Annotated in this window: 15 protein-coding genes and 1 tRNA gene; 6 read left to right on the top strand and 10 right to left on the bottom strand. The window is 67.6% G+C overall.

Annotated features, from left to right (window positions below):
- The first annotated feature begins 84 nt into the window (after positions 1 to 84).
- Positions 85 to 729, top strand: a complete 645-nt coding sequence (maiA, locus tag BG90_RS05325) for a maleylacetoacetate isomerase (RefSeq protein ID WP_010113849.1) — start codon at positions 85 to 87, stop codon at positions 727 to 729.
- A gap of 110 nt (positions 730 to 839) precedes the next feature.
- Here the strand turns inward: maiA and ftsY are convergent, their stop codons facing one another.
- Positions 840 to 2,144 carry a signal recognition particle-docking protein FtsY gene (gene ftsY / locus BG90_RS05320; protein WP_045568073.1) on the bottom strand — a complete coding sequence of 435 codons (1,305 nt, stop codon included), beginning with the start codon at positions 2,142 to 2,144 and terminating at the stop codon, positions 840 to 842.
- A gap of 255 nt (positions 2,145 to 2,399) precedes the next feature.
- On the opposite strand from ftsY, the gene rsmD reads away from it, so the two are divergent.
- The 3 genes from rsmD to BG90_RS05305 all read left to right on the top strand — a co-directional run bounded on the left by rsmD (position 2,400) and on the right by BG90_RS05305 (position 3,950).
- Positions 2,400 to 3,014 carry a 16S rRNA (guanine(966)-N(2))-methyltransferase RsmD gene (gene rsmD / locus BG90_RS05315; protein WP_010113859.1) on the top strand — a complete coding sequence of 205 codons (615 nt, stop codon included), beginning with the start codon at positions 2,400 to 2,402 and terminating at the stop codon, positions 3,012 to 3,014.
- A gap of 110 nt (positions 3,015 to 3,124) precedes the next feature.
- Positions 3,125 to 3,625 carry a pantetheine-phosphate adenylyltransferase gene (gene coaD, locus BG90_RS05310; RefSeq protein ID WP_010101574.1) on the top strand — a complete coding sequence of 167 codons (501 nt, stop codon included), beginning with the start codon at positions 3,125 to 3,127 and terminating at the stop codon, positions 3,623 to 3,625.
- A 61-nt stretch (positions 3,626 to 3,686) separates the two neighbouring features.
- The gene (locus tag BG90_RS05305) at positions 3,687 to 3,950 is read left to right on the top strand and encodes a YfhL family 4Fe-4S dicluster ferredoxin (protein ID WP_010101575.1); all 264 of its coding nucleotides are present in this window, start codon (positions 3,687 to 3,689) and stop codon (positions 3,948 to 3,950) included.
- A 123-nt stretch (positions 3,951 to 4,073) separates the two neighbouring features.
- On the opposite strand, the gene hisC is transcribed toward BG90_RS05305, so the two are convergent.
- From hisC to BG90_RS05265, 8 genes are all read right to left on the bottom strand, one after another.
- Entirely contained in the window at positions 4,074 to 5,141 is a 1,068-nt protein-coding gene (hisC, locus tag BG90_RS05300) for a histidinol-phosphate transaminase (RefSeq protein WP_025989643.1), read from the bottom strand.
- A gap of 100 nt (positions 5,142 to 5,241) precedes the next feature.
- Positions 5,242 to 5,847: an aminoacyl-tRNA hydrolase gene (gene pth, locus BG90_RS05295; protein WP_010101577.1), complete on the bottom strand. Its 606-nt coding sequence runs from the start codon at positions 5,845 to 5,847 to the stop codon at positions 5,242 to 5,244.
- A gap of 111 nt (positions 5,848 to 5,958) precedes the next feature.
- A complete protein-coding gene (locus BG90_RS05290) occupies positions 5,959 to 6,573 on the bottom strand; it encodes a 50S ribosomal protein L25/general stress protein Ctc (RefSeq protein ID WP_025989644.1) in 615 nt (204 codons plus the stop codon).
- Positions 6,574 to 6,738: 165 nt separating this feature from the next.
- A complete protein-coding gene (locus BG90_RS05285; RefSeq protein ID WP_010101583.1) occupies positions 6,739 to 7,695 on the bottom strand; it encodes a ribose-phosphate pyrophosphokinase in 957 nt (318 codons plus the stop codon).
- A 46-nt stretch (positions 7,696 to 7,741) separates the two neighbouring features.
- Positions 7,742 to 7,818 (bottom strand) — tRNA-Gln (locus BG90_RS05280).
- 53 nt (positions 7,819 to 7,871) lie between these two features.
- Positions 7,872 to 8,753 carry a 4-(cytidine 5'-diphospho)-2-C-methyl-D-erythritol kinase gene (gene ispE / locus BG90_RS05275; RefSeq protein WP_010101584.1) on the bottom strand — a complete coding sequence of 294 codons (882 nt, stop codon included), beginning with the start codon at positions 8,751 to 8,753 and terminating at the stop codon, positions 7,872 to 7,874.
- A 31-nt stretch (positions 8,754 to 8,784) separates the two neighbouring features.
- Positions 8,785 to 9,417, bottom strand: a complete 633-nt coding sequence (lolB, locus tag BG90_RS05270) for a lipoprotein insertase outer membrane protein LolB (protein WP_025989645.1) — start codon at positions 9,415 to 9,417, stop codon at positions 8,785 to 8,787.
- Positions 9,414 to 11,234 (bottom strand): tetratricopeptide repeat protein, encoded by a 1,821-nt coding sequence (locus tag BG90_RS05265; RefSeq protein WP_010113863.1) that lies wholly within the window; start codon positions 11,232 to 11,234, stop codon positions 9,414 to 9,416. Before BG90_RS05265 ends, lolB begins: the two co-directional genes overlap by 4 nt.
- Positions 11,235 to 11,323: 89 nt before the next feature.
- Here BG90_RS05265 and mutM point away from each other — a divergent pair, with 89 nt between their 5' ends.
- Both mutM and mutY read left to right on the top strand, forming a co-directional pair.
- Entirely contained in the window at positions 11,324 to 12,154 is an 831-nt protein-coding gene (gene mutM, locus BG90_RS05260) for a bifunctional DNA-formamidopyrimidine glycosylase/DNA-(apurinic or apyrimidinic site) lyase (protein ID WP_010101587.1), read from the top strand.
- Positions 12,155 to 12,158: 4 nt separating this feature from the next.
- Entirely contained in the window at positions 12,159 to 13,265 is a 1,107-nt protein-coding gene (gene mutY, locus BG90_RS05255; RefSeq protein ID WP_010113864.1) for an A/G-specific adenine glycosylase, read from the top strand.
- A gap of 283 nt (positions 13,266 to 13,548) precedes the next feature.
- On the opposite strand, the gene BG90_RS05250 is transcribed toward mutY, so the two are convergent.
- A complete protein-coding gene (locus BG90_RS05250; RefSeq protein WP_010101591.1) occupies positions 13,549 to 14,181 on the bottom strand; it encodes an LON peptidase substrate-binding domain-containing protein in 633 nt (210 codons plus the stop codon).
- Between the last annotated feature and the right edge of the window lie 11 nt (positions 14,182 to 14,192).

The raw sequence follows: 14,192 nt of genomic DNA, 5'->3' as shown, positions 1-14,192 counted from the left end.
GCGGTTCGCGGTCTTGCGCGCATCGCGGAAACCGCGCGCGGGCGCCGGCGAGAAGATCGACGGTCGAGACAATGAGGGACACTGATGAAGCTATATAGCTATTTCCGCAGTTCGGCGGCGTTTCGCGTGCGTATCGCGCTGCATCTGAAGAAGCTGCCGTTCGACTACGTGCCCGTGCATCTGCTGCGCGACGGCGGCCAGCAATTGACCGACGAATATCGCGCGCTCAGCCCCGACGCGCTCGTGCCGACGCTCATCGACGGCGAATCGCCGCTGCAGCAGTCGCTCGCGATCATCGAATACCTCGAGGACGCGTACCCGGACGTGCCGCTGCTGCCGAAGGCGCCCGTCGACCGCGCGTACGTGCGCGCGATCGCGCTGCAGGTCGCTTGCGAGATCCATCCGCTCAACAACCTGCGCGTGCTGAAGTATCTGAAGCACACGCTTAAGGTCGACGACTACGCGAAGGACGCGTGGTATCGCCATTGGATCGAGGAAGGCTTCAAGTCGCTCGAGGCGCGTCTTTCGAACGATCCGCGCACGGGCAAGCTGTGCTTCGGCGATACGCCGACGCTCGCCGATCTCTGCATCGTCCCGCAGGTGTTCAACGCGCATCGCTTTTCGATCGGCCTCGAGCGGTTCCCGACGATCCGGCGCATCCATGACTACGCGATGACGCTCGACGCGTTCAAGGCGGCCGCGCCCGCCGCGCAGCCGGACGCCGAGTGAGCGCCGCGTCGGCTGTACGCCAATGAAAAACGGGCGCCTTGCGGGGCGCCCGTTGCGTTGCGCTGCGGGATCGCGGAATCGCGAAGATCGCGATGGGGCGACCGCGCGGCTCAGCCGAGCAGCGCGTCCGCGAATTCCTCCGCGCTGAACGGCTGCAGATCCTCGACCTTCTCGCCGACGCCGATGAAGTACACCGGAATCGGCCGCTGCCGCGCGATCGCGGCGAGGATGCCGCCCTTCGCGGTGCCGTCGAGCTTCGTGACGATGAGGCCCGTGAGGCCGAGCGCATCGTCGAACGCCTTCACCTGCGCGAGCCCGTTCTGTCCTGTGTTCGCGTCGATCACGAGCAGCACCTCGTGCGGCGCGCCGTCGTGCGCCTTGCCGATCACGCGCTTCACCTTGCGAAGCTCCTCCATCAGATGCAGCTGCGTCGGCAGGCGGCCCGCGGTGTCGGCCATCATCACGTCGATGTTGCGCGCGCGCGCGGCGCTGACCGCGTCGAAGATCACCGCGGCCGGATCGCCGCTTTCCTGCTGGACGACGGTCACGTTGTTGCGCTCGCCCCAGATCGCGAGCTGCTCGCGCGCGGCCGCGCGGAACGTGTCGCCCGCGGCGAGCAGCACCGACTGATCGAAGCTTTGCAGATGCTTCGCGAGCTTGCCGATGCTCGTCGTCTTGCCCGCGCCGTTCACGCCCGCGATCATCATCACGAGCGGCTGCGCGCGCCCGAGCATGAGCGACTTCTCGAGCGGCTTCAGCAGATCGACGAGCAGGCCGCGCAGCGCGTCCTTCACCTGCTGCGGATCGGTGAGGCGGCCCGTGCGCACCTTTTCGCGCAGCGCGTCGAGCAGATGCTCGGTCGCGTCGACGCCGGCATCGGACATCAGCAGCGCCGTTTCGAGCTCCTCGTAGAGCGCTTCGTCGATCTTCGTGTTGACGAACACGTTCGTGATGCTCGAGCTCGTCTTCGCGAGGCCGGATTTCAGCCGCGCGAGCCACGATTGCTTGGCGGCCGGCTCGGGGGTGGGCGGCGGCACGATTTCGACCGTTTCGACGACCCCGTTGCGGCCGTTCGCGGACGGCGTGACCGTCATCACGACGGACGGCGCGGGCTCGGCGGACGGCCGCGCCGGTTCTGCGGACGGCCGCTGCTGAACCCGCGGTTCCGGCGTTGCGGCGGACGCGGCGGGCGGCGTCGCGGGCGCGCTCGCAGCGGCGGACGGCTGCGCGACGGGGCTCGACGGCGCAGCGGCCGGCGCTTCGTCGCGCGCGACCGGTGTAGCAGGCGTATCGGCCCGCGCGGTCTCGGGCGCGGCGGGGCTGCCCGCATCGTCCGGCTGCGTGTCGGGTGCTTGCTGCGGCTCGGCCGGTGCGGCTTCGGGCGCTTTCTTGAATCGTTTGAAGAAGCTGAACATGGTTTCGCTTGCGGAAGAGGCGGGTCGCGGCGCCGGGTGCGCCGGCCGGCCGGGCCCTGTGCGAGAGCCTGGCGGCGCGCGTGCGGCGTGCCCGCGCACCGGAAACCCGGCATTTTATCAGGCGCGCGGGCTTCGCCGTGCGGCTGCGGCAGAGCATGCGCGCCGCTTGTGGTAACGTGCGCGTCATCGCGGCGCATCGCGCCGTTTCCGACCGGTTCATTCCGTTTCCAACGCTTCCATATCGAATTCTTCCGTATGTCCCGTTCCTCTCCGGCGCGGCGAGCCCCGGCGGCCGGCCGCGGCAAGCCGCACGCGATCCGCATCATCGGCGGCGACTGGAAGCGCACGCCGCTTCCAGTGCTCGACCTGGACGGCCTGCGTCCGACGCCCGATCGCGTGCGCGAGACGCTCTTCAACTGGCTCGGCCAGGATCTCGAAGGCCGGCGCTGCCTCGACCTGTTCGCGGGCAGCGGCGCGCTCGGCTTCGAGGCGGCGTCGCGCGGCGCGGCGAGCGTCGTGATGGTCGAGCGCCATCCGCGCGCCGCGCAGCAGTTGCGCGTGCTGAAGGACAAGCTCGCGGCGCGCGCGATCGAGATCGCCGAAGCCGACGCGCTGCGCATCGCGGCGGGCCTCGCGCCGCGCTCGTTCGACGTCGTGTTCGTCGATCCGCCGTTCGGCGACGCGGCCGCGTTCTCGCGCGCGCTCGCGCTCGCGCCGAATCTCGTCGCGCCGGGCGGCTATCTGTACGTCGAGGCGGGCGCGCCGCTCGATCCGTCCGAGCACGCGTCGCTCGCCGGCTGGCAAGTGACGCGGCACGGCAAGGCGGGCGCCGTCCACTATCATTTGCTGCAACGCGAAAATGATGAATAATGCGCGTTCCAAACGAGGCGCCGCGTGCAGTCGCGACGTGCGCCCATGTCGGCGGCCGCGCGCGACGCGCCTGGCCCTGACCCCATTGGCTCGATGACAGGAGGAGCGACATGGTAGTCGCCGTGTACCCGGGTACGTTCGATCCGCTGACGCGAGGCCACGAGGATCTCGTGCGGCGCGCGTCGAGCATTTTTGATACGCTGGTTGTCGGCGTCGCCGACAGCCGCGCGAAAAAGCCGTTTTTCTCGCTCGAAGAACGTCTGAAGATCGCGAACGAAGTGCTGGGCCATTACCCGAACGTGAAGGTGATGGGCTTCACCGGGCTGCTGAAGGATTTCGTGCGGGCGAACGATGCGCGCGTGATCGTGCGCGGCCTGCGCGCGGTGTCGGATTTCGAGTACGAGTTCCAGATGGCGGGGATGAACCGCTATCTGCTGCCCGACGTCGAGACGATGTTCATGACGCCGTCGGACCAATATCAGTTCATCTCGGGCACGATCGTGCGCGAGATCGCGCAGTTGGGCGGCGACGTCAGCAAGTTCGTGTTCCCGTCGGTCGAGAAATGGCTGACGGAGAAAGTGTCCGCGATGGCCCAAGCGCCGTCCGCGTGAGCGCCGCGCGCGGCGGGCGGCCCGAGGCGGCCGGCCGTGCATCGGCGGAAGTGAGACCAGTATGGCTTTGATGATTACCGACGAGTGCATCAATTGCGACGTATGCGAGCCTGAGTGCCCGAACGGCGCGATTTCGATGGGCCCGGAAATCTACGTGATCGATCCGAACAAGTGCACCGAGTGCGTCGGCCATTTCGACGAACCGCAGTGCCAGCAGGTGTGCCCCGTCGAATGCATTCCGCAGGATCCGAGTCGTCCCGAGACGAAGGATCAGTTGATGGCGAAGTATCGCGCGCTGATCGCGGCGGAGAAGGACGGCGAGTGACGCGTCGCGGCGGCCGGCGGGCCGAGCCCGTCGCCGCTCGCTCGTATGCGGCGGCGGACTGCTCGCCGCCTTGCCGCCCCTGTTTTTGCTTGCGTTCGCGCGTGAATCCGCGCCGGCCAGGCGCTACGCGAGCAAGTCGCGCAGCGCCGCGACGAGCGTGTCGCACTCCGCGTCGGTGCCGACCGTGATGCGCAGGTGCTGATCGATCCGCGGCAGCTTGAAGTGCCGCACGAAAATCTCCCGCTCCTTCAGCCGGGTTGCAAGCGTCGCCGCATCGTGGCGAGGATGGCGCGCGAGCACGAAGTTCGCCGCCGACGGCACGATGTCGAAGCCGAGCGCGGCCAATGCGCCGACGAGCCGCTCGCGGCTCGCGATCACCTGCTTGCGCGTCGCCTGGAACCAGGCGTCGTCTTCGTACGACGCCTGCGTCGCGACCTGCGCGAGACGATCGAGCGGGTAGGAGTTGAAGCTGTCCTTCACGCGCGTGAGCGCCTCGATCAGCGCCGCATCGCCGAACGCGAAGCCGACGCGCATCCCGGCGAGCGAGCGCGCCTTCGACGCGGTGTGCACGACGAGCAGGTTCGGATAGCGCGAGATCAGCGACACCGCCGACTCCGCGCCGAAATCGACATACGCCTCGTCGATCACGACGACCGAGCTCGGATTCGCGGCGACGATCCGCTCGACGTCCGCGAGCGGCAGCGCACGGCCCGTCGGCGCGTTCGGGTTCGGGAACAGCACGCAGCCGGCGTCGTCGAGATAGTCGCCGACGTCGATCGAGAAGTCGTCGGCGAGCGGCACCGTCTCGTATGCGACGCGATAGAGCCGCGCATAGGTCGGATAGAAGCTGTACGTGATGTCCGGGAAGCGCAGCGGCCGGTCGTGCTGCAAGAGCGCCTGGAACATGTGCGCGAGCACTTCGTCGGAGCCGTTGCCGACGAACACCTGCTCGGGCGCGATGCCGTGATGCGCGGCGACCGTCTCGCGCAGCTTGCGCGCGACGGGGTCCGGATAGCGGCGCAGCGCCTCGCCCGTCTCGCCGAGCTCGCGCCGGATCGCGTCGACCGCGCGCGGCGACGGTGGATACGGGTTCTCGTTCGTGTTCAGCTTGACGGGATGCGCGAGCGCCGGCTGCTCGCCCGGCACGTACGGCTCGAGTTGATGGACGATGTCGCTCCAGTAACGGCTCACCACGTGGCTCCTGATGCGGTAGAAGAAGCAGGAAAAGAACGAGCTTAACCGATGTGCGCCGCCGCGCGCACGGCAAGCGGCGGCGGGAAGGGCGCCCGGTTCACGCGCCGTTGCGATGCAACTGCATCATCGCGCGCTCGATCTCGCCCTTGACGACGGTCGGCATCACGGCGAGCGCGCGCTCGATCGCGGCGTCGATCACGTCCTGCTCTTCCTTGCGCGGGGGCTTCAGCACGAAGTTCGCGACGTCGGGCTTCGCGCCTGCGCGCGCGCTTTCGGGAATCAGGTCGCGCGGATGGCCAATGCCGATCCGCAGCCGCCAGTACTGCTGCGACGACAAGTGCGCGGAGATGTCCTTGAGGCCGTTGTGGCCGCCGCTGCCGCCGCCCAATTTCAGCTTGACCGCGCCGGGCGGCAGGTCGAGCTCGTCGTGCGCGACGAGGATCTCGTCCGGCAGGATCTTGAAGAAATGCGCGAGCGCGACGACCGCTTGGCCGGAGCGATTCATGTACGTCTGCGGCTCGAGCAGATGCACTTCCTCGCCGTGAAGGCGCGCCTTCGCGTAGAAGCCGTGGAAGCGCCGCTCGTCGCGCAGCGTCGCGCCGGCTTCGCGCGCGAGCTGGTCGACGAGCCAGAAGCCTGCGTTGTGGCGCGTCGCGGTGTATTCCGCCCCGGGGTTGCCGAGGCCGACGATCAGTTTGATCATGATGAACGCTTGCCCGTCAGGGCTCGCCCTCGCGGGCTGCAAAAATGAAAAAACCCGCCGGGCAAGCCTCGGCGGGTCGTCGACCGTCGTGCGAAACGGTTCGAAGGGCGCTTAGGCAGCCGGCGTTTCGCCTTCGCCCGCAGCCGCTTCTTCCGACACGGCGCCGGCCGGGATCGTCGCTGAAGCGACCACCGGGTTTTCGGCGTCGACGTGCGCGACCAGCGCGACGCCGTTCGGCAGCGCGATGTCCTTCGCATGCAGCGATTGGCCCGCTTCGATCTTCGACAGATCGACTTCGAGGAATTCCGGCAGAGCGGCCGGCAGGCACTCGACTTCGATTTCGGTCGCGACGTGCGACACGACCGCGCTCGACAGCTTCACGGCCGGGCTGACTTCGGCGTTCAGGAAGTGCAGCGGCACCTTCGTATGCAGCTTCTTCTTCGCGTCGACGCGCTGGAAGTCCACGTGCAGCACGAGTTGCTTGAACGGGTGGTATTGCACGTCGCGCAGCAGAACCTGTTGCGACTGGCCGGCCACTTCGAGATCGAGGATCGACGAGTGGAAGGCTTCCTTCTTCAGCGCGTGCCACAGGGCGTTGTGATCGAGCTCGATCATTTGCGGGGCTGCTTCACCACCGTACACGATACCCGTGGTCTTACCGGCGTTGCGCAGGCGGCGGCTCGCACCCGTACCTTGCTGTTGGCGCTCGAAAGCGACGACTTTCATGTGTTTCTCCATTTGCTGCCCGCGACCAGGCAGTAAAACGGGGCCCCGCGACTGCATGAGGCCCCCGATCGAATGGCCGGGGGTTCGTCGGTCCCGGCCGATTGTGCAAAAAGCGAAGCTTGTCGCTTCGCTTTTTGCGCTAAACAATTCCAGCAGCGGATCGCTTCAGGATTCCGCGAACAGCGACATCACCGAATCGCCGCGGCGGATCCGCGAGAACGTCTCGGCCAACAGGCCCGCGCTCGACAGCGAGCGGATCTTCGAGCACGCGAGCGATTCGGCGGACAGCGGAATCGTGTCGGTGACGACGAGCTCGTCGAGCGCCGAAGCGGCGATCCGATCGCCCGCGCCGCCCGACAGCACCGGGTGCGTCGCGTACGCGAACACCTGTTTCGCGCCGCGCTCCTTCAGCACTTGCGCGGCCTTGCAGAGCGTGCCCGCCGTGTCGACCATGTCGTCCATGATCACGCAGGTGCGGCCTTCGACTTCACCGATGATGTTCATCACTTCGGCGACGTTCGCCTTCGGACGACGCTTGTCGATGATCGCGAGGTCGCAGTTCAGCTGCTTCGCGAGCGCGCGGGCGCGCACGACGCCGCCGACGTCCGGCGACACGACGAGCAGATCCTGGTAGTTCTGCTTGCGCAGGTCGCCCAGCAGGATCGGCGTCGCGTAGATGTTGTCGACGGGAATGTCGAAGAAGCCTTGAATCTGGTCGGCGTGCAGATCCATCGTGATGATCCGCTCGACGCCGGCGATTTCCAGCATGTTCGCGACGACCTTCGCGGAGATCGCGACGCGCGCCGAACGCGGGCGGCGGTCCTGGCGCGCATAGCCGAAGTAGGGGATGGCTGCGGTGATCCGGCCTGCGGATGCGCGCTTCAGCGCATCGACCATGATCATCAGTTCCATCAGGTTATCGTTCGTCGGCGCGCACGTGGATTGCAGGACGAAGACGTCCTTGCCGCGCACGTTTTCTTGGATTTCGACCTGGATCTCGCCGTCGGAGAAACGGCTGACCATCGCTTTGCCGAGGGGGATACCAAGAATTTTGACGACTTCCTGAGCAAGCGCGGGATTGGCGTTGCCAGTAAAAACCATCAGGCCGTCATGGCTGCTCATCGTGCACCTGCTTCAGGCTTAGGCGGGAAATGCGGGAAAGAAATTTTGGCAGGGGAGGAAGGACTCGAACCCTCGCATGCCGGAATCAAAATCCGGTGCCTTGACCAACTTGGCGACTCCCCTACACTTAACTCTGAGTTCCACCGGAAGTGTAGGCCATCCGATGGCGCAAAACTTTATGACGCGAAAGCGAAGAGTGGATGCTCACTCAAGCTCTCGGCAACTGCGCTGTCCCAGCCGGCCGGCAGTTGGGCTTGCGCCGCTTCTGCATCAGCCTTGCTCGTGAACGCTGCAAACACGCTAGCTCCAGAGCCGGTCATTCGCGCGGGGGTCAGATTATAAAACCAATCGACCACCTTTGCAACTTCCGCGTACTTGCTTGTCACAACTTGCTGCATGTCATTCCGGCCGAAGCTGTCTGGCCATCCTGCGTCGCAGCTTTGCTGTGCAAGAAAGTCCGTAATTGTGATGGGTTTTGAATCTCTTGTCAACGATTTATCGGAGAAAATCGCTGCAGTCGGAACATGAACCCGTGGCGTCACAACCAGGAACCAACGAGCCGGCAATTCTACCTGTTGCAGCGCTTCTCCGATACCCTCCGCGAACGCATTTTTTCCGAACACGAAGAAGGGCACGTCCGCGCCGAGCTTCACAGCGAGCGATTGCAGTTCTTCACGCGGCAAGTCGAGCTTCCACAGGCGGTTGAGCGCGAGCAGCGTCGTCGCCGCGTCCGAGCTGCCGCCGCCCAGGCCCGCGCCCATCGGCAGGCGCTTGTCGATCTCGATGTCGACCCCGGCTTCCGCGCCCGTGTGCGCCTTCAGCAGCAACGCCGCGCGTACGACGAGATCGGTTTCTTCCGGCACGCCCGGCACGTCGGTCTTGCGCGACACCTTGCCGTCGTCGCGCAGCGTGAAGTGCAGCGTATCGCCCCAATCGAGCAGCTGGAACACGCTTTGCAGCGCGTGATAGCCGTCCGGGCGGCGGCCCGTGATGTGCAGGAACAGGTTCAGTTTCGCCGGGGCGAGGCAGTCGCGCAGCGAGCGGGTCGTATCGGTCATGCGAAATGCTATGTCGGGCAAAGGCGCGCGCTCAGCGGTCGAGCACGAGCTTGATGTCGAGCGGCGGCGTCTGCCGCACCAGGTTCACGCGCTTCACGCCGGCGGCGGGCGCGTCGGCGTACGCGACGTAATCGATGGTCCAGCCGTCCTGGCGGATCTCCTTGATCCGCGTGCCGTCCTGCGGATCGCGCACCGTCGTCGCGGGCGTCGTGGGCGCGGGCGTCGGCAGCAGCCAGTAGCGCAGGCCGTCGAGCGGCAGCGCGAAGCCGAGCGCCCGCTGCATCAGCTCGCCGACGTCGGGCGCGTACTGCGGCTGACGGTTCGGCAGTTCGAGCGACGCGCCGGTCGGCGCAGACTTCACGATCGCGAGCGTCTGGCCGAGCGGACTGCGCAGCTCGAGCGACACGTTCGTGCCCTGTTCCTGCCAATCGAAATTGCCGTAGACGTTGCGCGGATTGCCGAGCCGATCCTGGTACTGGACCGCGAAGCGGCCCGTATACGCGCGATTCTGCTCGGTCTGCAGCGCGTTCGGGGCGGTGACGGGCGCGCGCTTGGGCTGGGTCGCGCAGCCGGCGAGCGCGACGGCGGCAGCGGCCGCCGCGGCGAGGGCGAAGCCGCGCGCGGCGTGCGCGCGCGGCCGGGCGAAGCGCGGCATCGTCATCAAAGTCCGTTCACCTGAAAGCGCTTGAGCGTCTGCACGAGCGTGTCGTTGTCGGGCTCGAGCTTCTGCGCGGCGCGCCACGTGGCGCGCGCTTCGTCCTGCGCGCCGGTCTTCCACAGCACCTCGCCGAGATGCGCGCCGATCTCCGCGTTCGGCTGCAGGTCGTACGCGCGCTTCAGGATCTTCGCGGCGCCCGTCGTGTCGCCGAGGCGATACTTGACCCAGCCGAGGCTGTCCATGATGAACGCGTCGTTCGGCGCAAGCGAGCTGGCCTTCTCGATCAGCTTGTCCGCTTCCTGCAGGCGCTGGTTGCGATCGGCGAGCGAATAGCCGAGCGCGTTGTATGCCTGCGGATTGTCCGGCTGCGCGCGCATCAGCAGGCGCAGCTGTTGCTCCATCGTCGTGTACTGGCCGATCTTCTCGCACGCCATCGCGTAGTCGTAGCGCAGGTCGGGATCGTCCGGGAAATCCTCGACCGCCTGCGCGAGCCGGTCCGCGGCTTCCTTGTAGCGCTTCGACGTGAAGAGGATCGACGCGTCGGTGCGCGCGATCACCGCGGCGTCGCGCGGGTCGGACACCTGCAGGTTCGCGAGCAGCTTGCGCGCTTCCTCGGCCTTGCCCTGCTTCTGCAGCAGTTGCGCGCGCGTGACCTGCGCGGGCACGTATTGCTGGCTCGATTCGTCGACCTTGTCGAGCCATTGCGCGGCGAGTGCGTCGTTGTTCTGGTCGAGGGCGATCTGCGCGAGATAAACGTAGGCCTGGCCGACGTCCGCGCCCGGCTTCTTCTGCGCGACCTTCACGTACTGCTTCAGGTACGTGCTCGCGTCGTCGAGGTGCTTCTGCTGGATCTTGATGAGCGCGAGCGCCATCAGCGGCGTCGGGTCGCTCGAATCGTTCCGGCGCATCGCCTCGAACTGCTTCTGCGCGTCATCGAGACGGTCGTCGGCGAGATAGAGCTGCGCGAGCGCGAGGCGCCCGTCGCGCGACTTCGGATTCTGCTGGACGAACTTCTCGAACGACACCACCCCGGCCGCGCGCTCGTTCGGCCCCATCTGCGACAGCATCAGCGCGGCCGGCAGGTAGTCGGGCTTAAGCCGCAGCGCTTCCTTCAGCGACTGCGTCGCGCCGCCCTTGTCGTCGGTCGCGAGTTGCTGGCGCGCGATCGCGAGCCGCGCTTCCGGCCGGTTCATGTCGTTCTTCAGCAGATCCTGAAGCACGGTCAGGCCGCCGACGCGGTTCGGGCCGCGCGAGAGCAGCGCCTGCAGCGCGATGATCGCTTCGCCGCGGTTCTCGCCCGTTGCGCGCGCGAGCTCCTGCGCGAGCATCGGCTGCGCGTCGGCCGGCTTGCCGCCGAGCACGAGGAGCGCGGCGTCGACCTGCGCGGCGCGGGGCGAGCTCGGCGAGTACTCGCGCCACAGATTCGCGGCGGTCAGCGCATCGGCCGGACTCTGTGCGGCGAGCGCGATCTCGGTTGCCCGCTGAGCCATCCGCGGATCGCGGGTGTCGCGCGCGAGCGCGAGATAGGTCTGGTAGGCGGGGGCGGGGAGATTGCGTTGCAGCGCGACTTCGGCCGCGAGCACCTGATAGACGATCTGGCTCGTCAGCGCGACGTTCGGCAGATCCTTCTGCTCTTCCGGCAGCGCCGGCGCGAACGTGGCCTGAGGGGCGTCGTCGCCCGCATCGTCTTGCGCGTGAGCGGGGAACGCGGCGAACGCCCACGCCGCGACGAGCGCGGCGCCGATCGCGCGGCGCACCGGAACGGCGCGCGGGCCGCGCGTCGCGGCTGGGCGCTTCTGGGACAGCTTCGAGGACAAAGTCATGGAAATCCGTTCGATGTTTCAGCCGATTGTAACGCGCTCGCTACAATACGCGCACAATCGCCATTAGCCAGATTAGAGACCCGTAAAACATGCCAGAGTTGCCGGAAGTCGAGGTTACGCGCCGCGGCATCGAGCCGTTCGTCGCCGGGCGGCGCGTGAAGCGCGTCGACGTGCGCACCGCGATGCTGCGCTGGCCCGTGCCCGCCGGCTTCGCCGAATTGCTGAGGGCGCGCGAGGTGCTGAACGTCGAGCGGCGCGGCAAGTACCTGCTGTTCGAAGTCGATGCCGGATGGTTCATCGTCCATCTCGGGATGACGGGCACGCTGCGCGTGCTGCCGAACGACGCGCCGCCGCCCGCGCCCGCGAAGCACGATCATGTCGACTGGATCTTCGACGAGTTCGTGCTGCGCTTTCGCGATCCGCGCCGCTTCGGCGCGGTGCTCTGGCATCCGCGCGACGCGGGCGACGTGCAGGCGCATCCGCTTCTCGCGAGCCTCGGCGTCGAGCCGTTCTCGCCGGCGTTCACGGGCGCGCTCCTCTTCAAGCGCACGCGCGGACGCACGGTGTCGGTCAAGCAGGCGCTGCTCTCGGGCGACATCGTCGTCGGCGTGGGCAACATCTACGCGTCCGAGAGCCTCTTTCGCGCCGGCATCCGGCCGACCACCGCGGCGGGGCGCGTGTCGCTGCCGCGCTGCGAGCGCCTCGCCGAAGCCGTGCGCGCGACGCTCGCCGACGCGATCGAGCGCGGCGGCAGCACGTTGCGCGACTTCGTCGGCAGCAACGGCGAGAGCGGCTACTTCCAGCTCGACTGCTCCGTCTACGATCGCGCGGGCGAGCCGTGCCGGGTCTGCGGCACGCCGATCCGCCAGATCGTCCAGGGCCAGCGGTCCACCTATTTTTGTCCGAATTGCCAACGTTGAAATCTTGAAACCGCCCCGCATCCCCCCCGCGCCGCCTGTCGTCACGCCGCTTCACACCGCCTTCGCGCCGACGCTGATCGCGTGGCAGCGCAAGCACGGCCGCCACGACCTGCCGTGGCAGAACACCCGCGATCCGTATCGGATCTGGCTGTCGGAGATCATGCTGCAGCAGACGCAGGTATCGACCGTCGTGCCGTATTACATGCGCTTTCTCGAGCGCTATCCGGACGTCGCCGCGCTCGCGGCCGCGCCGATCGACGACGTGATGGCGCTATGGGCCGGGCTCGGCTACTACTCGCGTGCGCGCAATCTGCATCGCTGCGCGCAGGCGGTCGTCGAGCTGCACGGCGGCGCGTTCCCGGCGTCGCCCGAAGCGCTCGCCGAGCTGCCGGGCATCGGCCGGTCGACGGCCGCGGCGATCGCGTCGTTCGCGTTCGGCGCGCGCGCGACGATCCTCGACGGCAACGTGAAGCGGGTGCTCGCGCGCGTGTTCGGCGTCGAGGGTTTTCCGGGCGACAAGCGTGTCGAGAACGAGATGTGGGCGCTTGCCGAGGCGCTGCTGCCCGATGCGGCCGAGCAGGCCGACGTCACCGCGTACACGCAGGGCTTGATGGATCTCGGCGCGACGCTCTGCGCGCGCGGCAAGCCCGATTGCGCGCGCTGTCCGTTCGCGGGCGACTGCGTGGCCGAGCGCAGCGGGCGGCAGCGCGAACTGCCCGCCGCGCGTCCGAAGAAGGCGGTGCCGACGCGCCGCACATGGATGCTCGTGCTGCGCGACGGCGATGCGGTGCTGTTGCTGCGGCGTCCGCCCGCGGGCATCTGGGGCGGCTTGTGGAGCCTGCCCGAAGCGGACGGCGATGCCGCGCTCGCGCTGCGCGCGCGCGCGTTCGGCGGCGCGGAGCTCGTGCCGCTCGCGCCGCTCACGCATACGTTCACGCACTTCAAGCTCGAGATCGAGCCGCGGCTCGCCGAGCTCGACGGCGCGGCGGGCGGCGTGCTGCAGGCCGCCGACGACGAGTCCGCATGGGTCGCGCTCGACAAGCTCGACGCATACGGCGTGCCGGCGCCCGTGCGCAAGCTGCTCGACGGGTTGAGCGGGTCTTTGCTGTAGGCCGGATGATCGGTCGAAGGCCGGATGATGCGCGCGCAGCGGGTCGTGCGGCGACGGCGTGCGGCATCGAAGGCGCGCGGCGAAAGGGCGGCGGATTGCGGCCGACGAGCCCTCGTCATGAAGCGATGCTCGCGGCGCGGTATGGATCGGATCGTCGTGTACGAACGTGCCTGTCGCCGATCAAGGAGCCGGCCGAGCGCGGCTCATGCGGCTCACGCCGAAAGCGCCGGGCGGCTCCGGCCGCCCCGTCTCGAAGCCCAGGCGATCGCGCGACGCCTCGCGCCTACAGCCACCCGTGACGGTTCAATTCCCGATGAACCGCGTCGATCCGTGCGCCGACATCGGGAAACTCCATCAGCTTCTGCCGCGCGCGCAGATCGAGCGGCAGCACTTCGGCGAGCCGGTTCGACACCCACGTCGGGTCTTCGAAGCGGAACGGCTCCGCGAACGGCAACTCGGCTTCGGATTTGCGCAGCACGTCGACGATCCGGTCGAGCGCCTCCGCGCACGCGCCGAATTGCGCGAGCGCTTCATCGCCTTCGAGCGGGATGTCGTCCTGCATCGGCTCGGCGATGCCGACGAGCAGGCCGTTCGCCTCGACCCGATGCGACAGCAGCTCGAAGCGCTGCGTGCCGATCGTACGCAGGAACAGCATGCCGAATTCGCCGGTGTCGCACTCGACGATCCGCGCCATGCAGCCGATCGTCTCGGGCACCGATACTTCGCCTTCCTGAGCGACTTCGGGGCCGCTCTTCAGCAGGCACACGCCGAACGGCGCGTCGTCGCGCAGGCACGCGCGCGCCATGTCCAGATAGCGCGCCTCGAAGACTTTCAAAGGCAGCAGTCCGCCCGGAAACAACACCGTATGCAGCGGAAAGAGCGGCAAATCGATGAGCGTGGTCGACAGAGAGGACATGGCGAGGACGG

This window comes from Burkholderia oklahomensis C6786, from assembly GCF_000959365.1.
Taxonomy (GTDB): Bacteria; Pseudomonadota; Gammaproteobacteria; order Burkholderiales; family Burkholderiaceae; genus Burkholderia; species Burkholderia oklahomensis.
This window is presented reverse-complemented; position numbering and strand designations above follow the sequence as displayed.